15 protein-coding genes are annotated in these 21,401 nt (G+C 68.6%); 10 read left to right on the top strand and 5 right to left on the bottom strand.

Going from position 1 to position 21,401, the window contains the following annotated elements:
• The first annotated feature begins 269 nt into the window (after window positions 1-269).
• Window positions 270-971 (top strand): GTP-binding protein, encoded by a 702-nt coding sequence (locus UUA_RS10735; protein ID WP_008436700.1) that lies wholly within the window; start codon window positions 270-272, stop codon window positions 969-971.
• A gap of 127 nt (window positions 972-1,098) precedes the next feature.
• Here the strand turns inward: UUA_RS10735 and UUA_RS10730 are convergent, their stop codons facing one another.
• A complete protein-coding gene (locus tag UUA_RS10730; protein ID WP_008436698.1) occupies window positions 1,099-1,590 on the bottom strand; it encodes a GAF domain-containing protein in 492 nt (163 codons plus the stop codon).
• A gap of 56 nt (window positions 1,591-1,646) precedes the next feature.
• Here UUA_RS10730 and UUA_RS10725 point away from each other — a divergent pair, with 56 nt between their 5' ends.
• The 6 genes from UUA_RS10725 to UUA_RS10700 all read left to right on the top strand — a co-directional run bounded on the left by UUA_RS10725 (window position 1,647) and on the right by UUA_RS10700 (window position 9,000).
• Window positions 1,647-2,153, top strand: a complete 507-nt coding sequence (locus tag UUA_RS10725) for a TMEM175 family protein (RefSeq protein WP_235605919.1) — start codon at window positions 1,647-1,649, stop codon at window positions 2,151-2,153.
• Window positions 2,150-2,827 (top strand): dethiobiotin synthase, encoded by a 678-nt coding sequence (gene bioD / locus UUA_RS10720; RefSeq protein WP_008436695.1) that lies wholly within the window; start codon window positions 2,150-2,152, stop codon window positions 2,825-2,827. Before UUA_RS10725 ends, bioD begins: the two co-directional genes overlap by 4 nt.
• A 53-nt stretch (window positions 2,828-2,880) precedes the next feature.
• Complete coding sequence (locus UUA_RS10715) at window positions 2,881-3,228, top strand: hypothetical protein (protein ID WP_008436693.1); 348 nt, start codon at window positions 2,881-2,883, stop codon at window positions 3,226-3,228.
• A gap of 119 nt (window positions 3,229-3,347) precedes the next feature.
• Entirely contained in the window at window positions 3,348-5,537 is a 2,190-nt protein-coding gene (dcp, locus tag UUA_RS10710) for a peptidyl-dipeptidase Dcp (RefSeq protein ID WP_008436692.1), read from the top strand.
• 166 nt (window positions 5,538-5,703) lie between these two features.
• Window positions 5,704-6,906 (top strand): hypothetical protein, encoded by a 1,203-nt coding sequence (locus tag UUA_RS10705; protein WP_155943263.1) that lies wholly within the window; start codon window positions 5,704-5,706, stop codon window positions 6,904-6,906.
• A gap of 258 nt (window positions 6,907-7,164) precedes the next feature.
• Window positions 7,165-9,000, top strand: a complete 1,836-nt coding sequence (locus UUA_RS10700) for a monovalent cation:proton antiporter-2 (CPA2) family protein (RefSeq protein WP_008436689.1) — start codon at window positions 7,165-7,167, stop codon at window positions 8,998-9,000.
• A 10-nt stretch (window positions 9,001-9,010) separates the two neighbouring features.
• Here UUA_RS10700 and UUA_RS10695 read toward each other — a convergent pair whose 3' ends face one another.
• A complete protein-coding gene (locus UUA_RS10695; RefSeq protein ID WP_008436687.1) occupies window positions 9,011-12,451 on the bottom strand; it encodes an ankyrin repeat domain-containing protein in 3,441 nt (1,146 codons plus the stop codon).
• Window positions 12,452-12,521: 70 nt separating this feature from the next.
• On the bottom strand, window positions 12,522-12,815 hold the full coding sequence (locus UUA_RS10690) for a YcgL domain-containing protein (RefSeq protein ID WP_008436685.1): 294 nt from the start codon (window positions 12,813-12,815) through the stop codon (window positions 12,522-12,524).
• Between the two features lie 254 nt (window positions 12,816-13,069).
• Here UUA_RS10690 and UUA_RS10685 point away from each other — a divergent pair, with 254 nt between their 5' ends.
• Window positions 13,070-14,566 (top strand): OmpP1/FadL family transporter, encoded by a 1,497-nt coding sequence (locus UUA_RS10685; RefSeq protein WP_008436683.1) that lies wholly within the window; start codon window positions 13,070-13,072, stop codon window positions 14,564-14,566.
• 73 nt (window positions 14,567-14,639) lie between these two features.
• On the opposite strand, the gene UUA_RS10680 is transcribed toward UUA_RS10685, so the two are convergent.
• Window positions 14,640-16,055 (bottom strand): coniferyl aldehyde dehydrogenase, encoded by a 1,416-nt coding sequence (locus tag UUA_RS10680; RefSeq protein WP_008436681.1) that lies wholly within the window; start codon window positions 16,053-16,055, stop codon window positions 14,640-14,642.
• Window positions 16,056-16,299: 244 nt separating this feature from the next.
• The gene (gene putA / locus UUA_RS10675; RefSeq protein WP_008436680.1) at window positions 16,300-19,455 is read right to left on the bottom strand and encodes a bifunctional proline dehydrogenase/L-glutamate gamma-semialdehyde dehydrogenase PutA; all 3,156 of its coding nucleotides are present in this window, start codon (window positions 19,453-19,455) and stop codon (window positions 16,300-16,302) included.
• Window positions 19,456-19,702: 247 nt separating this feature from the next.
• Here putA and UUA_RS10670 point away from each other — a divergent pair, with 247 nt between their 5' ends.
• On the top strand, window positions 19,703-20,143 hold the full coding sequence (locus UUA_RS10670; protein WP_008436678.1) for a DUF2244 domain-containing protein: 441 nt from the start codon (window positions 19,703-19,705) through the stop codon (window positions 20,141-20,143).
• Window positions 20,144-20,429: 286 nt separating this feature from the next.
• Window positions 20,430-21,341, top strand: a complete 912-nt coding sequence (gene coxB, locus UUA_RS10665) for a cytochrome c oxidase subunit II (RefSeq protein WP_039953834.1) — start codon at window positions 20,430-20,432, stop codon at window positions 21,339-21,341.
• The last annotated feature ends 60 nt before the right edge of the window (window positions 21,342-21,401 follow it).

Below are 21,401 nucleotides of genomic sequence, written 5' to 3'. Positions count from 1 at the left end.
CCGCAGCCGCAGCCGCAGCCGTCGGGGCTGCCGCGGTGGCGGCGGCGGCCGGCTGGGCGTCCTGTGCGAGCAATGCAGTGCTGGTCAGCGCAAACACCAGGGCTACGGCGGACCCGAGGACAGCGGGCCGAAAACCAGCGGACCGAAAACTCATACACTTGACTCCCGAGAGACTTGCGAACACTGCCAGGGATGATGGCCACGCGGCCTGTGACAGGCAGAAACCGCAGAATTATCCCCGTGCCACCATAGCTTGGTCAAACCACCCCATGTCCAATCCCCTGCAAGGCGCGCAGTTCGTGCTCGCCGCCCATCGCGTCAGCCAGCTTCCCGCCGACCGCGGTGCCGAGGTGGCGTTCGCCGGGCGCTCGAATGCCGGCAAGTCCAGCGCGCTGAATGCATTGACCGGGCACAAGGGCCTGGCGCGCACATCGAAGACGCCGGGGCGCACCCAGCAAATGGTGTCGTTCTCGCTGCCGCCGTACAAGGACGTACCAGTGTCGCGGGCGCAGGATGCGCAGGAGCGACTACCGCTGGCGCAGGCCGAGGGCGAGCCGTCGCTGGAGGTGCGCCTGGTCGACCTGCCCGGCTACGGCTACGCCAAGGTGCCGCAGGAGCTGCGCGAGCACTGGCGGCAGGAGATCGACCGCTATCTGCACCAGCGGCGCAGCCTGCGCGGCGTGGTGCTGATCGCCGACATCCGCCATCCGCTGAAGGAGTTCGACCGGATGATGCTGGACTTCTGCTTCGCCACTGGCCTGCCCTGCCACCTGCTGCTGACCAAGGCCGACAAGCTCTCGCGCAACCAGGCCGCGCAGGCGCTGGCGGCGATGCGCAAGAGCTTTCCCGACGGCCTGCACGCCACCGCGCAAGTGTTCTCCTCCACCGCCGGGACCGGTGTGGACGAGGCGCGCGCCGCGGTGGTGGCGCTGTTGCGGCAGCCGCGCGAAGGCGTGCACCAGGACCGCTAACGCTGACGCGTGGGAGACCGCCCGCAGGCGACGCTCTGCTTTTGCGAATCCCGAATCCCGAATCCCGAATCCCGGCTCCAAGAGCATCGCCCGCGAGCGGGCTCCTACGCTCGGTCGCGAAGGGTGGTCAGCGGCATGTGGTCTCCATGAACACCGCGCACAGTGCTTCCATGCCGGTGCGGTCGTCCTCGTCGAAGCGGTCGGTGACCGGGCTGTCCACGTCCCACACGCCGAGCAGGCTGCCGTCGGCCTTCACCAGCGGCACCACGATCTCCGACTGCGAGGCGGCGTCGCAGGCGATGTGCCCCTCGAACGCGTTGACGTCGCGCACCAGCTGGGTCTGCCGCGTCTGCGCCGCGGTGCCGCAGACGCCGCGGCCCAGCGCGATGCGGATGCACGCCGGCTTGCCCTGGAACGGGCCGACCACCAGCTCGCTGCCGTCGTACAGGTAGAAACCGGCCCAGTTCAGCTGCGGCAGGCTGTGGTAAACCAGCGCGCCGAAGTTCGCCGCGTTCGCGATCAGGTCGCGCTCGCCGGCGAGGATGCCGCGCGCCTGCCGCACCAGGTCGTCGTAGTGCTCGCGCTTGCTGGCGTAGCTGTGGGTTTTCAGATCGAACATGCGGCGTGGCCTGCAGCAAAACCCGTATTATGCGCCGGCCACCAGCATGGAGATGCATGATGAGTCTGACCGGGCAGGGCGAGGGAATCGAGGCGGGGCGGCTGGACATGTTCATGGATGGCGCGTTTGCGTTCATCCTCACCCTGCTGCTGATCGGCGGCGAGTCGATTCCCGACAGCACCGACAAGCGGCTGCTGGCACTGGGCGGCATCCCGGCGTTCGCCGTGTGCTTTTTCCAGATCGCGTTCTTCTGGCACGGCCACGTGCGCTGGCGCAAGCGCTGCCACCGCGCCGATGCCACCGGCCGCTGGCTTTCGCTGCTGCTGGTGTTCTTCGCGATGATCTTCGTCTACCCGCTGCACATGGTGTTCTCCGGAGTGTTCAGCTGGCTGAGCGGCGACCGCCTGCCCAGCGGCTTCCACCTGGTTGGCGGCGCGCCGGACATGCGCACGCTGTTCGTCTGCTACGGGTTGGCGTACGCGTGCATGGCCGGCACGCTGGCGCTGCTGTTCCTGATCGGTCCGATGACGAATCGTTTCAACCGGTGCTACGCGCAGCCATGACGGCTGCGGTGTTCATCGCCGGCACCGACACCGGCATCGGCAAGACCCACGCGGCCTGCACCCTGCTGCATGCGTTGCGCGCGGCGGGCCGCGACGCCTGCGGCATGAAGCCGGTGGCCAGCGGCTGTGCGGAAACGCCCGACGGTCTGCGCAACGACGACGCGCTGGCGCTGCTGGCGGCTGGTGGCGCAGAGCTGCCGTATGCGCTGGTCAACCCGGCGGCGCTGCGCGAGCCGCTGTCGCCGCACCTGGCGGCGGCGCACGACGGTGTGACGATTACCCTGGCGCCGCTGCGCGAGGCCTTCGAGCGGCTGCAGGCGGCGCATGGCACGGTGGTGGTCGAGGGCGTCGGCGGCTGGCTGGTGCCGCTGGCGCCGGGGCTGTTCGCCTCGGACATCGCCAGACAGTGGCAGCTGCCGGTGATCCTGGTGGTCGGTCTGCGGCTGGGCTGTCTCAACCACGCCCAGCTCAGCGCGCGCGCGATCGTGGCCGACGGCTGCCGCCTGCTGGGCTGGATCGGCAATTGCGTCGACCCGGCGATGGAAGCGCCGGAGGAGAACCTGGCCACGCTGTGCCGGTTGTTGCCGGCGCCATGCCTGGGCGTGCTGCCGCACGGCCTGGCGCCGGCGCTGGCCGCCGGCCATCTGCGCGCGGCGGTGACGGCGTTGGACTGAACTTCACGCGCGGCGTGCTGCGATAGGCGCCTGCCCGCACTTCAGGAGTCGTCATGGCCCGCAACCACTACTACCTCTCGATTGCCGATCTCGGCCACGCGCGCGGCGACGATCCGCGCTTCGCCTACGACGGCGCCGGCCCGAATGATTTTGCCGCAGCGCTGCAGCAGGCCTTGCGCGACGACACCCTGTTCCAGCGCTGGCGCGCGGCGCAGCCCGACCCGGATGCGGTCGACGCCAGCCTCGGCGCGACCGACCCGGCGGCGCAGGTGCAGGCGAAGGTCGCCGACCTGCGCACCGACGTGGACCTGCTCACCGATCTGCCGATGAGCGTGGTGCGCCACCGGCTGTACCTGCTGATCGGCGCAGCGTGGCAGCTGCGCGACCTGCGCGCGGCCTGAGTGGCGCGCGGACGCCGACGCGGGATCCTGCGGTTTGGAAACTCGCCGCGCTGTCGCTACAGTCGGCGGTCACGACTTGCCCTGCCCGCCGACGGGCACATCTCAACCTGGGAGACCGCATGCTTCGCCTGCGCATGATCATGATCGCCACCACCATGGCCCTCGCCGCCTGCTCGCAACAGCCGCACGAGGCCGCCAACCCACCCGCGCCGGCCACCTCGGCCGCCGCCAGCAGCACCGCCACCGCCATGACCAGCAACCCGTTCTACAGCGCCAGCACGCTGCCGTTCCAGGCACCGCCGTTCGACAAGATCCACGACGCCGACTACCAGCCGGCGATCAAGGAAGGCATGCGCCAGCAGCTGGCCGAGATCGAGAAGATCGCCAACGACCCGGCCGCACCGACGTTCGAGAACACCTACGTGGCGATGGAGAAATCCGGCGCGATGCTGCACCGGGTGATGGCGGCGTTCAGCGCGGTCACCGGCGCCAACACCAACGACACGCTGCAGAAGGTGCAGGAAGAGGAGGCGCCGAAGCTGGCCGCACACGAGGACGCGATCCACCTCAACGGCAAGCTGTTCCAGCGCGTGCAGGTGGTCTACGACCAGCGCGACACGCTCAAGCTCGATCCGGAATCCGCCCGTCTGGTCGAGGTGGTCTACAAGAACTTCGTGCATGCCGGCGCGAAGCTCTCCGACGCCGACAAGACGAAGCTGAAGGAGCTCAACAAGGAAGCGTCCACGCTGAGCACCGCGTTCACCAACAAGCTGCTGGCCGCCACCAGGGACGCCGCGCCGGTGCTCGCGGACAAGGCGAAGCTGGCCGGCCTCTCCGACGCCGAGCTGGCTGCCGCCGCCCAGGCTGGCAAGGATCGCAAGCAGGAAGGCAAATACGTGCTGAGCCTGCAGAACACCACCCAGCAGCCCGAGTTGCGGGATCTTGCCGACCGCGCCACCCGCCAGGCGCTGTTCGAGGCCTCGTGGAACCGTGCCGAGCAGGGCGACGCCAACGACACCCGCAAGACCATCGAGCGGCTGGCGCAGATCCGCGCCGAACAGGCCAAGCTGCTCGGCTTCCCGAACTACGCGGCGTGGAAGCTGGACGACCAGATGGCGAAGACGCCGGAAACGGCGTTGAAGTTCATGCACGACCTGGTGCCCGCGGTCACCGCGCGCGCGAAGGCCGAGGCGGCTGACATCCAGGCGGTGATCGACCAGCAGCACGGCGGCTTCAAGCTCGCCCCGTGGGACTGGAACTTCTACGCCGAACAGGTGCGCAAGGCGAAGTTCGACCTCGACGAGAACCAGATCAAGCCGTACTTCGAACTCGACAACGTGCTGCAGAACGGCGTGTTCTACGCCGCCAACCAGCTGTACGGGCTGACCTTCAAGGAGCGCCACGACATCCCGGTGTACCAGCCGGACATGCGCGTGTTCGAGGTGTTCGACCAGGACGGCAAGTCGCTGGCGCTGTTCTACACCGACTACTTCAAGCGCGACAACAAGAACGGCGGCGCCTGGATGGACAACCTGGTCACGCAGTCGAAGCTGCTCGGCAGCGAGCCGGTGATCTTCAACGTGTGCAACTTCAGCAAGCCGGCCGCGGGTCAGCCGGCGCTGCTCTCGTTCGACGACGTGATCACTCTGTTCCACGAGTTCGGCCATGCGTTGCACGGCATCTTCGCCGACGAGCAGTACCCGACCCTGTCCGGCACCAATACGGCGCGCGACTTCGTCGAGTTCCCCTCGCAGTTCAACGAGCATTGGGCCACCGACCCGAAGATATTCGCGAACTACGCCAAGCACTACCAGACCGGCGCGCCGATGCCGCCGGCGCTGGTCGACAAGATGAAGAAGGCCGGCAAGTTCAACAAGGGCTACGACATGACCGAGCTGGTCGCCGCCGCGCTGCTCGACATGAACTGGCACACCCTCGGCGCCGATGCGCCGCTGCAGGATGCCGACCAGTTCGAGGCCGCCGCGCTGAAGAAGGACGGCGTGGATCTTTCCTACGTGCCGCCGCGCTACCGCTCCAGCTACTTCCAGCACATCTGGGGCAACGGCTACGCCGCCGGCTACTACGCCTACCTGTGGACGCAGATGCTCGCCGACGACGCCTTCATCGGCTTCAAGGAACACGGCGGCCTGAGCCGCGAGAACGGCGACCGCTTCCGCGCGATGGTGCTCTCGCGCGGCAACACGGAGGAACTGGCGAAGATGTACAAGGACTGGCGCGGCCACGATCCCGAGATCGAGCCGATGCTGGAAAACCGCGGCTTGAAGGACGCACCGAAGCCGAAGAAGTAAGCACACTCCATGCACTTGAGATGCAAAGGCCCGCCGTTCGGCGGGCCTTTGCATTGTGCGGCCTTGGCGCGCCGGTGAATGCGGATCCCGCGCGGCAGGGCCGGTGGTTGCGCCACCCCGATGTGCACGGGTACAACCATCTGCGTCATTTGCCTCGGGGATGGGTATGCGCCATGCCGCATGCTGGTGGGCACGGATCGTTTTCGCTGTTCTGGGAGCAGGATGGTTCGTTGCGCCTCTCCTGGCTGACAGTTGGATGCCGGCGACGACGAAGGTTTATTTCTCAGCCGACCGTACCTGGCGGCTCACCGTGACGCCACGGGCCGTCTCTGGGGCGTTGGCCTACTTCGAGGACAAGGCCGCTGGTCGCGAGGATGCTGGCGCATTGCCGGGCAACCTGCAGAAGCGGGCACAGGGATTCATGGAGCATCTGGAGCATGGCCATTGGCGTGTGGTCTGGAATGAGCCGCTGCTCAACGAGGTGAGTCCCGTCGAGGCAATCATTTCACCCTCCGGCTTCGTGGTGACGTTCGACAATTGGCACGGCGCCGGTTACGGCGATGACGTGGTAGTGATTTACGACGGTCACGGCAAGCCCGTGCGTGCGATGGGATTGAAGGATTTCCTGCCGAAGGAGTACATCGAAGCATTGCCGCACAGCGTCAGTTCAATCTGGTGGGGAGAAGGCCATCATTTCTCGGCTGACGGCAGGCAACTGGTTTTGCGCGTTGTGGTGCCGGCCGAGAGCACGGTGGAAGCGATGGACGATGCGAAGGCGGAGCACGTCGAGCTGGCCTTCGAACTGATGGATGGAAAGGGATCGGTTCCTGATGAGCCGGCTTGGTCCGGGGCCATGACGAAGGCAGCTCGCGTGGATGCATTGCTGCGTGCAAGATGGGCGAAGGAGGAAGCGATCTTTGTCGCGCCGCTGCAGAGTCCGCATGGCAGTGAGTATGTCGATTGGGTGCACTACCTCACGGAAGCGTTCTTCCGGGTTGATGCTGATTGGCAGGATGGCTTCCCGGCAACGGTCGTTCTGCGATTGCCGACAGCCGGGGATTACGAGGCGTCGGTAGATCATCTGTTCAATGCGCTTCGAGGCGAGTTGAACAGGGACGGCGCACTGATGATCGCCTCACCCTCGCAGGACAACCTCGTGCGTGTTTTGGCCCGGCTTGCGAAAAAAGTGCCGCGTGAATGGTTGAAAGACGCTCGTGTCTATGTGGCGGTCGATGCCGCCCATACGGATGCAGCAAAAAGCGCACTGGCTCGGACGGGAGCAAAGTACATCCAGTTGAATCCGGATGTTCCCATTCCTCAGCGGAAGGCACGCCTCAAGGCCTTCCAGGCGAGCAAAGGCAACCCGTGAGCTGTAACAACCGATATTCCGGACAACGATGGGTATCCGGCGGTGAGGGCGGGCACGCGAACTCGCGGGACATCAGGTCTCATGCCTGAGCTGGCGTTAGGTATGACGGGTCATAGCGTCGATCTTCAGCTTCTCGCGACAGTCCATCAGCTGCACCAGCCGCTTGGCATTGGCCTGCGGCGGGACGTGACCTCCGCCGCCCGCACGGCCGCCGGCCGCGTGGAATAATCGAAGCTCCCCGACCGGAGCCGCCAGCGCTTGGACAGCCATCATTTCCTGCAGACCGCGGTGGTGTTCCTGCTGGCCGCGGTGATCGCGGTGCCACTGACCAAGCGCTTCCGGCTGGGTGCGGTGCTCGGCTACCTGATCGCCGGCGTGGCGATCGGGCCGCAGCTGCTGGGGCTGGTCAGCGACACCGAGGGGGTGGCGACGATCTCCGAGTTCGGCGTCGAGCTGATGCTGTTCGTGATCGGCCTGGAACTGTCGCCGCAGCGCCTGTGGGTGATGCGCCGCTCGGTGTTCGGCACCGGCCTGCTGCAGGTGCTCTCGACCAGTGTGGCGATCGCGGCGGCCGGGTATTTCCTGTTCGGCCTCACCGGCAAGGGCGCGGCGATCGTGGGCGGCAGCCTGGCACTGTCGTCCACCGCGTTCGGCCTGCAGATCCTGGCCGAGCGCAAGGAGGCCGGTTCCGCCTACGGCCGGCAGGTGTTTTCGATCCTGCTGTTCCAGGACCTGGCAGCGATCCCGCTGATCGCCGCGGTGCCGCTGCTGGCGTCCTCCACCGCGCAGGATTTCAACCTGCTCGCGGTGCTGCGCACGGTGGGCGTGATCGTGGCGGTGATCGTCGGCGGCCGCTACCTGCTGCGCCCGGTGTTCCGCTTCGTGGCCAAGGCGGATTCGGTGGAGGTGTTCACCGCCACCGCGCTGCTGGTGGTGCTGGGCGTGGCGCTGCTGATGGAGATGGCCGGCGTTTCGGCCACCCTGGGCGCGTTTCTGGCCGGCATGCTGCTGGCCGATTCGGAGTACCGGCACGAGCTGGAATCGAACATCGAACCGTTCAAGGGCCTGCTGCTGGGGCTGTTCTTCATCAGCGTCGGCATGTCGATGGACCTGTCGCTGCTGCTGCACCGCCCCGGGCTGATGTTCGGCCTGGTCGGCGCGCTGCTGCTATTGAAGAGCGTGCTGCTGTGGCCGCTGGGGCGGCTGCTGGGCGGGCTCAACCGTTCCGATACCTTGCGCCTGGTGGTGCTGCTGGCCTGCGGCGGCGAGTTCGCGTTCGTGGTGCTGCGCCAGGCGGCCGAACAGCGGCTGATCGGCGTGGTCCAGCGCGACGCGCTGGTGCTGGCGATCACCTTGTCGATGGCGCTGACCCCGTTGCTGGTGGTGCTGGCGGCGAAGGTGCTGGAAGTGCGGCCGAACAAGCCGTCGCGTGAGTTCGACGCGATCGATGCCGGCACGCCGCGCGTGATCATCGCCGGCTTCGGCCGTGTCGGCCAGATCATCGCCCGCGTGCTGCGCGCGCAGAATATCCCGTTCGTGGCACTGGAGCATTCGGCCGACCAGGTGGACGAGTCACGCCGCTTCGGCAGCGTCAACCTGTTCTTCGGCGACCCGGCGCGGCCGGAGCTGCTCCGCGCGGCGCGGGCCGACCGGGCCGAGGTGTTCGTGTTGGCCACCGACGACCCGGAGGCGAACCTGCGCACCGCACGACTGGTGCGGCGGCAGTATCCGCACCTGAAGATCATCGCTCGCGCGCGCAACCGCCAGCATGTGTTCCGGCTGATGGACATGGGCGTCGAGGAGCCGGTGCGCGAGACCTTCCACTCCAGCCTCAAGATGACCCGCAAGACGCTGGAGGCGCTGGGCCTGCCGCACGAACTGGCGATCGACCGGGTCGAGCGCTTCCGCCGCTACGACGAGGAGCTGCTGAAGAAGCAGGCGCTGGTCTACGACGACGAGACCAAGCTGATCCAGAGCACGCGCGAGGCCATGCTCGACCTGCAGCAGCTGTTCGAGGCGGATGCCGAGCGCAGCGCGGAACGCGAGCGCCAGCGCGACGCGGATACGCCGCTGGCCGGCGAGGAAGGGGAGTAGCGGCGGCGGTTCAGTCCGAGGGCTGCGCCGGCTGGCGCAGGGTTTGCCGCACGCTGGGGATCGCGCTGCTGCGCGCAGCCAGCTCGTGGGCGATGTCGACATAGCCCAGCTGCCGCGCCACGTCGGCCGCGGTGCGCCCGAACGCATCGGCCGCGTTGCGGTCGGCGCCGCGCGACAGCAGCACGCGCGCCGGCGGCAGCAGCGCATGCATGGCGCAGGCGTGCAACGCAGTGACCCCGCGCTGGTCGGCGGGTTCGACCTTGGCGCCGGCCTCCAGCAGCAGCGGCACCAGCGCGCCCAGGTGGGTGGCATCGCAGGCGCTGCCCGGGCGCAGCTGCGCGCCGAGCAGCAGCAGCAGCGGCGTCTTGCCCTCGTGGTCGGCGTGGTTGATATCGGCCCCGTGCTTGAGCAGGCGGTCGAACAGGCGCCGTGCGCGCAGGCTGTCGTTGTGCTCGAAACCGAACTGCGCCGCCGCATGCAGTGCGCTGCGGCCGGCGTCGTCGACCGCGTTGACCGCAGCGCCGGCGTCCAGCAACTGCTCGACGATCTCCGGGTAGCCCATCGCGGCCGCCACCATCAGCGCGGTGGCCTGGTTCGGCAGCCGCTGGTCGACGGCAACCTGGTGCTGCAGCAGCAGGGCGACCAGCGCCTCGCGGCGCGCGGCCACCGCGGCGGCCAGCGGGGTGACGCCGCTGCCCGCGGGCAGTGTGGGGTCCGCGCCGGCGCCGAGCAGGCAGGCGGCGATGTCGCGGTGGCCGGCGCCGCAGGCGTGCAGCAGCGCGGTGGCGCCCTGCTCGTCGCGGGTGTCCACGGCGAAGCCCAGTTCCAGCAGGCGCTGCACGCTGGCCAGCGCGCCGGCCTTGGCGGCGGTGGGCAGGTCGTCGGCGCGCAGCGCGCGGTTCGGTCGCGGCCAGTCGCGCCAGTCCAGCCAGCGCTCTACCGCCGGGTGCTCCAGCGCCAGGCCCAGCGGGGTCTCGCCGTTCGCGTCGGTGGCCTCGGGGTTGGCGCCGTGGGCGATCAGCGCGCGCACCAGCGGCAACGCCTGCGCACCGTGCTCCAGCGCGGCGAACAGCGGCGTGCGGCCGTCGCGGTCGCGCGTGTTCGGGTCGCCGCCGCGCGCCAGCAGGGCCTGCAGCAGCGGCAACTGCGCGTTGGCCGCGGCCAGCTGCAGCGGCGTGCGTTCGCGGGCGTCGGCGCCGAACGGATCGGCGCCGCGTTCGAGCAGATTCAACGGCAGCGCGGCGCCCTCGGCAGCCCCGTTCAAATATGCCAGCGCCTGCGACAACAGGCCGGCACCGGCCGGGCTGGCGCCGGCCTGCAGCAGGTCGTCCAGCGCCTCGGTGGCGTCGGGCAGCTGCGGCAGCAGGGCGTCGAACAGGCGCTGGCCCAGCGGCGGCAGATGCGGTGCGTCGGCGGTTTCGGCGTCGTCGATGCGCGGCGCTTCCAGCCGGGCCTCGGCATCGAGGCCGTGGTCGAGCAGCCAGCGGCGCGCCGCGTCGTGGCCCGGCCCGGCCAGTTCCAGGTACAGCCGGGCCAGCTCTGCCTGCGGCCAGTCGCGCACGCGCTCGGCGAAGCCGGAGACGATCGCCCAGTGGCCGAAGCGCAGCGCGTCCAGCAGATGGGCGGGGGTGTCGTTGCCTTCGGCCAGCACGTCATGGCTGAGGCTGGCCGGCAGCGGCGTGTCGGGGTCGAGCAGGGCGACCAGGTCCCAGCGCCCGGCACCGGCGGCGTGATCGAGCGCGCTGCGGCCGTCGCCACCGGCGGCCTTCGGATCGGCGCCCAGCGCCAGCAAGGCGCGCACGGTGTCGGCGTGCGCGCGTGGCGACTGGCAGGCCAGGGTCAGCGCGTCGCGGCCGTGGCTGTCGCGCAGGCCGGCATCCGCCTGCGCCTCGGCCAGCAGCTGCATGATGCCGCCGGCGCCGGCACGCGCCGCTTCCATCAGCGCGCTGCTGCCGTGGCGATCGACCAGGTTGACGTCGGCGCCGGCGGCGCACAGCGCGCGGGCGATCTGTTCATGGCCTTCGGCAGCGGCGGCGAGCAGGGCATGCCGGTGCCGTGCGTCGACCGCGTTGACCGCGGCGCGCTGCTTGAGCAGCAGCTTCACCCCTTCGACGTCGTCGTCGGCGATGCTGGCGGCGGCGACCAGCGCCGGTTCGCCCTCGGCCGGGGCCGGCTTGGCCCCGCGTTCCAGCAGGAATTTCACCAGTGGCCAGTTGGCGGCGCGGCAGGCGGTGGCCAGTGGGCTGACGCCGGCCTTGTTCAAGGCGTTGATCGGCGCGGCCGCGTCCAGCAGCATCGCCGCCACGCCGGCGTCCCCGCTGAGCACGGCGCCGTGCAGCGGCGTGTTGCCCTCGGCGTCGGTGACCAGCGGGCTGGCGCCGTTGGCAAGCAGGGTCAGCACCGCCTCGGCGCGGCCGTGCCAGCTGTCGCGGGTGGCGGCCAGCAGCGCGGTGATGCCGCCGCTGGCGCGGTTGACGTCGGCACCCTTGGCGATCAGCGCGCGCAGCAGGCGGGTGTCGGGCAGCAGGGCGGCCAGCATCAGCACCGGGCGCTGGTCGCGGTCGTCGCCGGGGGGCGCGGTGTCGGGGGCGGCGCCGGCTTCGACCAGCGCCAGCGCGCGCTCGATGTCGCCGTCGCGGGTGGCGGCCAGCAACGCGGCGGCCTGCTCCGGCGTGCCGGCGGTGCGTTCCTGTTCGCTCAGCACCGGGCGCGGCGCGCTGGCGGCGCGCGGGTCGTGGTCGCCGCGGCGGCGCGGCTGCTGGCGTTCGCACAAGAGTGCGCGCAGCGTGCGATTGGCGATCACCAGGCAGCCCAGTGGCAGCAGCACGGCGCCATAGATCGCCAGCGCGGCGACGCGAGGCTCCGGCGGCAGCACGCCGTACAGGCCGGTCAGCGCGATCGCGCCGAAGGCCAGCACCAGCAGCGCGAACGCGGCCGGCAGGAAGTGGCTGAAGAAGCGCTCCTCGCGCGACAGGTGGCGGCCGAACGCGATGCTGCGCAAGGTGGCGGTGAAGATCCACGAGCCGTCGCGCTGGCTCGGATAGGCGTCGTCCCACACGAACACCAGACCGAACGCCGGCCACAGCCGCCACAGCGCGACCAGCGCCAGCACCAGCGCCGCGGCCAGCACCAGCGCCGCGCTGAGGCTGGGTTCATGGGTCAGCTGCAGCATCGGCCACGCGACCAGCACGAACACCAGCACGGTGTAACCGGTGAACATCACCAGGTGCGCGGCACCACGGCGCAATACGGTGCGGCCGAAGCGCGGCTCGGGGTCGAAGCCGATCGCGTGGCAGGTCGCCGCCATGGTCAGCGCATTGGCCAGCAACAGTGGAACCAGGGTCAGCGGGTGCGTGACCAGGCCGGCGACGGCGACCGCGAACCATCCGGGAACGAACCAGGCCAGGGCGTGCAGGAGGGGTGGGCGGCGGCGCGATTTGGGCTGGGTCATGGGGACAGTATAGAAATCGTTGGCGGTGCAGGCGGTAACCAGGCGTTAACGCGAGCCGATGATGCGCGATTCATTCGTCCCGATCATCCCGCGGCGCGTGGGTATAGGCGGGGTGGTTTGCGGCGGCCAGGGTTTCCTGCGGCGGCAGCTGCAGGTGCCAGCCTTGCGTGCGCAGGTGCTCGAGCACCTGCGCGGTGTCCTCGACCGGCAGCTTGCGGGCCTCCTCCAGCTGTACCTCCATCACGAAACGCAGCTCCCCCAGCAGCAGCGCCAGTGGCTCGGGCAGCGTGTCGAACGCGTCGCGCTGCGCCAGCCACAGATAGCTGTCGGCTTTGCGCAGGCTGGCGTAGACGAAACATTGCATGGCGGCACCGTGTGGATGGGCGGGCGGACGCAGGGTGGCGAGAGTAGCAGCGCCAGATACGGGGCCCTCCGGCCCCTAGTTTGCCTGTCCGATTGAAATGGACTCGTTAGTTATTTGTTGCGACCGCACTTGCAACGCCTTGTCCAACAGGGCAAAGTCCTGCGAAGGAAGTTCAAACGCACGTATGAAATTGTCCTTCCGGCCGATCCTATCGTCACTACCCGAGCTGTTCCAACACTATGCAGGAGCTAGCGATGCACACGTCTTTCCGTTCCCTCACGGGCGCCGCCCGTCCACTGGCGCTTGCCGCGCTGAGCATCGCGGTCGTGGGCGCCCTGGTCGCACCCGCGAGCGCGGATGCCAGTGCGTTCCAGCTCAAGGAAAACAGCGCCAAGGGCCTGGGCCGCGCCTTTGCGGGTTCCGCTACCGCTGGCGGCGACGCCTCGGTGGTGGTCAACAACCCGGCCGCAATGTCCGAGCTGAAGGGTACCTACCTGCAGGCCGACGTCACCGCCATCAATTTCAGCGCCAAGTTCAACGGCAGCGCGCATGACGTGCTGGGTCGCCCGATCAGCGGCGGCAACGGCGGCGACGGCGGCACCACCTTGCCGGTGCCGGCGCTGTTCTTCGCCACCCAGGTCAGCGACCGCGTGCACGTGGGCGCAGGCTTCTCGGTGCCGTTCGGTTTCCAGACCGAATACGACAAGGACTGGGTCGGCCGCTATCACGGCATCAAGTCCAAGTTCCAGTCGCTCGATGCCACGCTGTCGGCGTCGTTCGACGTCACCGACAACTTCAGCCTGGGCGCCAGCTTCATCGCGCAGAAGACCAGTGCCGAGCTGACCAGCGCGATCAACTTCAACGCCGTGGGCCTGGGCATCCAGAAGGGCATCGGCGACAAGACGGCGGCGGGCGTGGCCGAGATCCAGGCGGCCATGGCCGCCGGCCAGCTCTCGGGGACGCAGGGCACCGCGATGATCCAGTCGACCGTGCAGCAGGGCCAGGCCGCCGCCGCCGGCGTGGCCGCGGTGACGCCCCCGGGTTCGGACGGCTATGCCCGCGTCAAGGGCGACGACTGGGGCTACGGCTGGCAGCTGGGCGGCTACTGGAAGCTGACCCCGAACGACAAGCTGGCGCTGAACTACCGCTCCAAGATCAGCCACGTCCTGACAGGCACCGGCAACTTTACCACCACGCCGGGCTACGACCTGCTGCTCGCCAACCCGACGCTGGCCAGCTCGATCCCGCCGTTCTCCCACACTACCGGCTCCGCCGACTTCACCACCCCCGCGGTGGCCAGCGCGAGCTACTGGCACCAGGCCGAAAAGTTCGGCTTCGGCGCCGACGTGTCCTGGACCAAGTGGGACGTGTTCAAGAACCTGACGGTGAACTACGGCAACGCGCAGCCTTCGACCAGCGAGAAGTACAACTGGCGCAACACCATCTACGCCTCGATCGGCGGCGACTACTACCTCAACGACAAACTGACCTTGCGCGGCGGCATCGCGGTCGACAGCAGTCCGACCTACGTCGGCACTCGCGGTGCGCGCGTGCCCGACTCGACCCGCAAGATGGCCTCTGTCGGCCTCGGCTACAGGGCCAACGAGCGCCTCGAGCTGAACGTCTCCTACGCGCACATCTTCGTCAACAACGCGCATGTCGACAACGTCAGCAGCACCGGCGACAGGCTGACCGGCAACTTCGACGACTACGGCAACCTGCTGAGCTTCTCGGCGATGTACAAGTTCTGACGCCGATCGCGCTGGCCGTGCCATCAAACCTCCCCGCTCCGGCGGGGAGGTTTTTTTGTGTGCGCGGAGGAGGTCAGCCGCGGCGCAGCAGCAGCGCGAGCATGCGCCGGAAGCGCGCGCCGTAAGGCGGGTTGAGCAGGCCGGCGCCGTTCCAGCGCGCCTGGCGGAATACCGGCTTGAAGTGCGAGAACGTGCGGAAGCCGGCCTCGCCGTGATAGCCGCCCATGCCGGAGGCGCCGACACCGCCGAACGGCAGCTCATGCTGGGCGATTTGAAACAGCGTGTCGTTGACGCCGACACCGCCGGCGTGGGTGCGTGCAAGCACCAGATCGATGCGGGCCTGATCGTGCTCGAACAGGTACAGCGCCAGCGGATGCGGACGGGCGGCGATGTAGGTGATGGCGTCGTCCAGCGAGTCGTACGGCAGCAGCGGCAACAGCGGGCCGAAGATCTCCTCGCGCATCACCGCCATGCTGTCGTCGACCTCGGTCAGCAACTGCGGCGGCAGCAGCCGTCGCGCCGGATCTTCCGTCGCTTCACCGAGCGGGTGCGTACGCGCGCCGGCGGCCAGCGCGCCATCGCGCAAGGCGGCCAGGCGCTGGTATTGGCGGTCGGAGACGATACTGGCGTATTGCGTGTTCCGCTCCAGCCGCGGATACATCCGCGTCGTCGCCTTGCCGGCCAGCTCGATGAACTCCGCCACGCGAGCGCGCGGCAGCAGCACGTAGTCCGGCGCGATGCAGGTCTGCCCGGCGTTGACCAGCTTGCCGAACACGATGCGTTCCACCGCGTGTTCGAGGCGGGCACCGGGGCCAATGATCGCCGGCGACTTGCCGCCCAACTCCAGCGTCACCGGGGTGAGGTTGGCCGCGGCCGCGCGCATCACGTGGTGGCCGACCGCGGTGGAGCCGGTGAACAGCAGGTGGTCGAACGGCAGCGTGGAGAATGCCTGCGCCACCTCGGCGTCGCCGTTCACCACGACTACTTCGTCGGGCTGGAAGTACTTCGCCACCTGCTCGGCGAACAACCCCGAGAAGCGCGGCGTGAACTCGCTCATCTTCAGCATCGCGCGGTTGCCGGCGACGAGCGCGTCGACCAGCGGGCCGATCGCCAGATACAGCGGATAATTCCACGGCACGATGATGCCGACCACGCCCCGCGGCTGCGGGATCAGCACGTTGCGGGCGGGCAGGAAGGCCAGTCCCGCCAGCGAGCGCCGCGGACGCATCCAGCGGCGACCATGGCGCAGCGCATGGCGCACTGCCGACAGACTGGGGAAGACCTCCAGCAGGTCGGTCTCCTCGGCCGGGCGCTGGCCGAAGTCGGCGTCGATCGCCGCGGCGAACGCCGCGCGCTGTTCGAGCAGCATCTTCTCCAGTTGGCGCAGACGTTGCGCGCGGCGGGGCCACCCGGGCATCGGCTCGCGCGCCTGCGCGTCGCGCAGGCGCTGCAGCATGCCGGCAAGATCAGTGTTCGTAGCGTCGTGCATGGCGTTTCGCTCAGGGGTCGTCCATCCAGCGAGTGAACTCGGCAAGTCCTTTTTCTCTCGTGGCATGCCAACGCTCCGTGCCATGGGATGCAACGTACTCGCAGCATCCGCACCGTGGCAATGCCGGAAGCCCCTCGCCCCAACCCTCTCCCCCAAGCGAAGCTTGAAGGAGAAGGTGCAGGATGCGAGATTTTCCCGAATCCCGAATCCCGAATCCCGAATCCCGAATCCCGAATCCCGGCTCTTACTCCCCGATCGTCAGCAACGACGCGTTGCCGCCGGCGGCGGTGGTGTTGATGGTGAGCGTGCGTTCGCCGGCGAAGCGCAGCAGGTAGTGCGGGCCGCCGGCCTTGGGGCCGGTGCCGGAGAGGCTTTCGCCGCCGAACGGCTGCACGCCGACCACCGCGCCGATCTGGTTGCGGTTGACGTAGCAGTTGCCGACGCGGGCGTGGCTGCGGATGTATTCCACGGTGTCGTCGATGCGGCTGTGCACGCCGAGCGTGAGGCCGTAGCCGGTGGCGTTGATCTGCTCGACCACCTGAGCCAGTTCGCTGCCCTTCCAGCGGATCACGTGGAGCACCGGGCCAAACACCTCGCGGGTCAGCGTGGTCAGCGAAGGAATTTCGTAGGCGCGTGGGGCGAAGAAGGTGCCGTGGGCGGCGATGTCGGCGTCGAGCGCCGCCTCGGCGATCAGCTTGGCTTCCTGGTCCATCCGCGCGGCGTGGTCGACCAGGATCTTCTTGGCGTCCTCGTCGATCACCGGACCGACGTCGGTGGACAACTGGCCGGGATCGCCCACCTTCAGCTCGGCCATCGCGCCGGCGAGCATGCTGGTCACCTTGTCGGCGATGTCCTCCTGCACGAACAGCACGCGCGCGGCCGAGCAGCGCTGGCCGGCGGACTGGAACGCCGAGGCGATCACGTCCTTGACAATCTGCTCGGGCAGGGCGGAGGAGTCGGCGATCATTGCGTTCTGGCCGCCGGTCTCGGCGATCAGCGCGGCGATCGGCGCGTTGCGCGCCGCCAGTGCGCGGTTGATCGCCCACGCGGTTTCGGTGGAGCCGGTGAAGGCGACGCCGGCCACGCGCGGATCTTTCGTCAGCGCGGCGCCCACGGTGGCGCCATCGCCCGGCAGGTACTGCAGCACGTCGAGCGGCACGCCGGCCTCGTGCAGCAGCTTCACCGCCGCGTAGCCGATCAGGCTGGTCTGCTCGGCGGGCTTGGCGATCACGCTGTTGCCGGCGGCGAGCGCGGCGCTGATCTGGCCCAGGAAGATCGCCAGCGGGAAGTTCCACGGGCTGATGCAGACGAACACGCCGCGGCCGTTGAGGAACAATTGATTGCTCTCGCCGGTGGGGCCGGGCAACTGTTCGGGCTGGCCGAACAGGCGGCGCGACATGGTCGCGTAGTAGCGCAGGAAGTCGGCGGCCTCGCGAACTTCCGCGATGGCGTCGGGCAGGCTCTTGCCGGCTTCGCGCACGCACAGCGCGATGAACTCGGCGCGGCGCGCTTCGAGCTGTTCCGCCGCATGCTCGAGAATCGCGGCGCGGCTGGCGGCGGGCAGGCGGTCCCAGTCCGGCTGGGAGGCGACGGCGTTGGCCAGCGCCCGGTCGACCAGCGCGGCGTCGGCGCTGACGTAGCTGCCTACGACCTGGCGGCGGTCGGCGGGGTTGGTCACCGTGACGGTGGGGCCGTTGCCCTTGGCGCCGGGCACCAGCGGTTCGGCGGTCCACGGGCCGGCCTTGGCGGCGACGGCTTCGGCGAGGGCCTTCAGTTCGTTGTCGTTGGAGAAGTTGATGCCCATGGAATTCTTCCGCAGTTCGCCATAGAGGTTGACCGGCAAGGGAATGCGCGGGTGGGGAATGGACGCGAAACGGCGCACCGTCTCGCAGGGATCGGCCACCAGCTCGCGCACCGGCAGCGTCTCGTCCACCACGCGGTTGACGAAGCTGGTGTTGGCGCCGTTCTCGAGCAGGCGGCGCACCAGGTAGGGCAGCAGGTCCTCATGCGTGCCCACCGGCGCGTAGACGCGGCACGGCACGTTGAGCTTGTCCGCGCCGATCACCTCGGCGTAGAGGTCGGTGCCCATGCCGTGCAGGCGCTGGAACTCGAACGGCCGGCCGCGCGCAATGTGGTGCACGGCGGCGATCGAGTGCGCGTTGTGGGTGGCGAACTGCGGGTAGATCAGCTCGCTGCCGGCGTCGAACAGCTTGTGCGCGCAGGCGAGGTAGGACACGTCGGTGTTCGGCTTGCGGGTGTACAGCGGGTAGCCCGGGAGGCCCTGTTCCTGGGCACGCTTGATCTCGGCGTCCCAGTAGGCACCCTTCACCAGGCGCACGTACCAGCGCCGGCCGGCGGCGCGCGCCGTCTCGATCAGCCAGTCGATCACGAACGGGGTACGCTTCGAATACGCCTGCACCACGATGCCGAGGCCGTTCCAGCCGGCCAGCGAGGGGTGTGCGAAGACGTCGCCGATGATGTCCAGCGAGAGTTCCAGCCGGTCGGCTTCCTCAGCATCGACCGACAGCGCGATGCCCTGCTTCATCGCCAGCTGCGACAGCTCCAGCAGTTTCGCAGTGAGCATGCGTCGTGCGTCTTCGCGCTTGGCCACCTCGTAGCGCGGGTGCAGCGCGGACAGCTTGACCGAGATCGACGGCGCGTCGGTGTGGTTGGCGAACGGGCCGCGCGCGCCGATGCGGGCGATCGCGCGGCGGTAGTCTTCCTGATAGCGCTCGGCGGTTTCCGCAGTGAGCGCCGACTCGCCCAGCATGTCGTAGGAATAGCGGTAAACCGCGTATTCCTTCTTGGCGCAGCGGTCCAGCGCCTCGTCGATGCTGCGGCCCATCACGAACTGGTGGCCCATGATGCGCATCGCCTGGCGCACCGCCAGGCGGATCGCCGGCTCGCCGGCGCGGCCGGCGAGGCGCTTCAGCGCGCCAGTGAAGTCGTGGCGGGTGTCCTCGGCCAGTTGCACCAGGTGGCCGGTCAGCATCAGACCCCAGGTGCTGGCGTTGACGAACAGCGACTCGCTCTGGCCCAGGTGCTTCTTCCAGTCCGCCTCGCCCAGCTTGTCGCGGATCAGCTTGTCGGCGGTGGCCTTGTCGGGGATGCGCAGCAGCGCCTCGGCCACGCACATCAGCAGCACGCCTTCCTCGGAAGACAGGTCGTACTGGCGCATGAAGGATTCCACCGCGCTCTGGTCCTTTGCGCGCGCCCGCACGCGCGTGACCAGGCCGGCGGCGACGTCGATCACCTGCTCGCGCTCGGCCGGCGGCAGGGTGGCCTGGGCGAGCAGGTCGTTGACCGCTTCGGTCTCGTCGCGCAGCCAGGCGGCGGTGATCCGCGCGCGCGCGGGCGCGCCGTCGGGGGGAAGTTCGGGGCGGAGAATGGCTTGGGTCACGGGCTTGTCAGTGGGATGTGCGGATGCGGAGGGGAACGCGGAATTGTACGCGTGCCGTGCAATCCGCGGGAGTCGGGGCGCCGCGCGGGCGCGGCTCTACCGCGCAGCATCATTCCTTGATCCAGGTCAAGCAGGTGCGACATTGTTGCCCGTTGCGCCGTCGCGGCCTATGATTCCGGTGTTCCAGGCACGCCGGGTCCCCATGATCGTGCTTCGACCAGCTACCGCCGGCTTGCCCCGCGTGACGATGTGGCTCAAGCCCAACCGCACGCTAAGCCGGCGCGGTCTGCGTCGGCTGATCGTGGTTCTGGCAGTGCTGGTGCTGATGACGGCTGGACTGGTGGCGTGGCAGGGGAATGTGTTCGCTCCGCTGTTTGCCTTGGTGGAATCCGCTGCCATGGCCATTGCCTTGAGTGTGGCCTGGCGGGCTGGCGACCGTAGCGAGCGCATCACCCTCGACGCCGAGTCGCTGGAGGTGCAATCGCTGCCAGGCCGGCGCCGCACGCGTTTCCCGTCGTACTGGGTACGCGTGCTGCTGGAGCCAGGCGGCAGTCGTCAGCGGTTGCTGTTGTCGTCACATGGACGCGAGCTGGAGATCGGCGCTTTCCTGGCGGAGCAGGAACGTGCCGCGCTGTCGAAGAAGCTCATGGTGTTGCTGGCCGATTTCAACGGGCAGCCACGCAAGTAGGTTCAAAAGAGTCTGTGTTGATTATCCAAGTACGCCGCGCCGGGAGCTGTTTGCCCGCGGGGCAAGGAAGAGGGAGGGAATGTATGTCGATACATGACCGAGCGATGACGCCGCTCCGTGGGCAAACGGACCCGGCCCTGCGGGTTGCCCTGCAGCGGCCGTCACGCGCCAGCTCGCGGCTTGCCCATGCAGCCAGCATGGGCTTCACCACGGACCACCACCTGCCAGCCGCTGCAGGGCAACGCGACGTACTTGGATCATGAATACAGACTCTAAGGTGCAAGACATGACATCTGGCGGCATCAGGCGATCATTCACGGCAGTGGCGGCCCTCGCCCTTGCATCGTTCGGCAGCGCGGCGCTGGCCGCTCCCGGTCCGTGGCAGCTGAACATGGAGCGCGGCGCGAGCACCTGGTCGCCGGTGCCGTACCACCTGAACAACGTGGCGCTCGGCGTGTGCACGGTAATCGGCGTGCTGGTGTTCAGCGCCATGTTCATCGCCATCTTCCGCTTCCGCAAATCGCGCGGCGCGGTGGCCGAGAAGTGGTCGCACAACACCACCGTGGAGGTGGTCTGGACCACCATTCCGGTGCTGATCCTGATCACCCTGGCCTACCTGGCCACCAGCGGCCTGACCAGCTGGGCCGACACCACCGGTTCGCAGATGACCGTCAAGGTCACCGGCTACCAGTGGAAGTGGCGCTACGACTATGTCGACTACCTGGGCAAGTCGATCGACAAGGTCGGCTTCATGTCCAGGCTGGACACGCGCAGCGACCAGACCCGCCAGCTCGGCTCGGGCATGGACCCGTTCGCGGTCAAGGTCGGCAACGAGAACACCTACCTGCTGGATGTCGACAAGCCGCTGGTGGTGCCGGTCGACACCAAGATCCGCTTCGTGATCACCAGTGGTGACGTGATCCACTCCTGGTGGGTGCCGGCGACCGGCTGGAAGATCGACGCGATCCCCGGAATCATCAATGCGGCGTGGGCCAACTTCACCACGCCGGGCACCTATCGCGGCCAGTGCGCCGAGCTATGCGGCCAGGACCACGGCTTCATGCCGATCGTGGTGGTGGTGAAGTCGAAGGCCGATTTCGCCAAGTGGCTGGCCGCGCAGGAAGCGGGTTCAGCCGCGCCCGCCTCGGCGCCACAGACCGCGCAGGTTGCCGCTTCGGCCTCCGGCAAGCAGGGCTGAGCCCGCTTGCCGCCACGGTTTTTTTGCAGTCGCATTCCATATCCAGGTTAGAGGTGCAAG

Source organism: Rhodanobacter thiooxydans LCS2, from assembly GCF_000264375.1.
GTDB classification, from domain to species: Bacteria; Pseudomonadota; Gammaproteobacteria; order Xanthomonadales; family Rhodanobacteraceae; genus Rhodanobacter; species Rhodanobacter thiooxydans.
The sequence above is the reverse complement of the archived record's forward strand: the minus strand, read 5'-3'. Positions and strand labels throughout refer to the sequence as shown.

What these genes read in the sequence shown, in the direction of transcription:
- UUA_RS10735 (WP_008436700.1), top strand. Translation starts at nt 270, where the DNA reads ATGTCCAATCCCCTGCAAGGCGCGCAGTTCGTGCTCGCCGCCCATCGC.
- UUA_RS10730 (WP_008436698.1), bottom strand. Translation starts at nt 1,590, where the DNA reads ATGTTCGATCTGAAAACCCACAGCTACGCCAGCAAGCGCGAGCACTAC.
- UUA_RS10725 (WP_235605919.1), top strand. Translation starts at nt 1,647, where the DNA reads ATGATGAGTCTGACCGGGCAGGGCGAGGGAATCGAGGCGGGGCGGCTG.
- bioD (WP_008436695.1), top strand. Translation starts at nt 2,150, where the DNA reads ATGACGGCTGCGGTGTTCATCGCCGGCACCGACACCGGCATCGGCAAG.
- UUA_RS10715 (WP_008436693.1), top strand. Translation starts at nt 2,881, where the DNA reads ATGGCCCGCAACCACTACTACCTCTCGATTGCCGATCTCGGCCACGCG.
- dcp (WP_008436692.1), top strand. Translation starts at nt 3,348, where the DNA reads ATGCTTCGCCTGCGCATGATCATGATCGCCACCACCATGGCCCTCGCC.
- UUA_RS10705 (WP_155943263.1), top strand. Translation starts at nt 5,704, where the DNA reads ATGCGCCATGCCGCATGCTGGTGGGCACGGATCGTTTTCGCTGTTCTG.
- UUA_RS10695 (WP_008436687.1), bottom strand. Translation starts at nt 12,451, where the DNA reads ATGACCCAGCCCAAATCGCGCCGCCGCCCACCCCTCCTGCACGCCCTG.
- UUA_RS10690 (WP_008436685.1), bottom strand. Translation starts at nt 12,815, where the DNA reads ATGCAATGTTTCGTCTACGCCAGCCTGCGCAAAGCCGACAGCTATCTG.
- UUA_RS10685 (WP_008436683.1), top strand. Translation starts at nt 13,070, where the DNA reads ATGCACACGTCTTTCCGTTCCCTCACGGGCGCCGCCCGTCCACTGGCG.
- UUA_RS10680 (WP_008436681.1), bottom strand. Translation starts at nt 16,055, where the DNA reads ATGCACGACGCTACGAACACTGATCTTGCCGGCATGCTGCAGCGCCTG.
- UUA_RS10670 (WP_008436678.1), top strand. Translation starts at nt 19,703, where the DNA reads ATGTGGCTCAAGCCCAACCGCACGCTAAGCCGGCGCGGTCTGCGTCGG.
- coxB (WP_039953834.1), top strand. Translation starts at nt 20,430, where the DNA reads ATGACATCTGGCGGCATCAGGCGATCATTCACGGCAGTGGCGGCCCTC.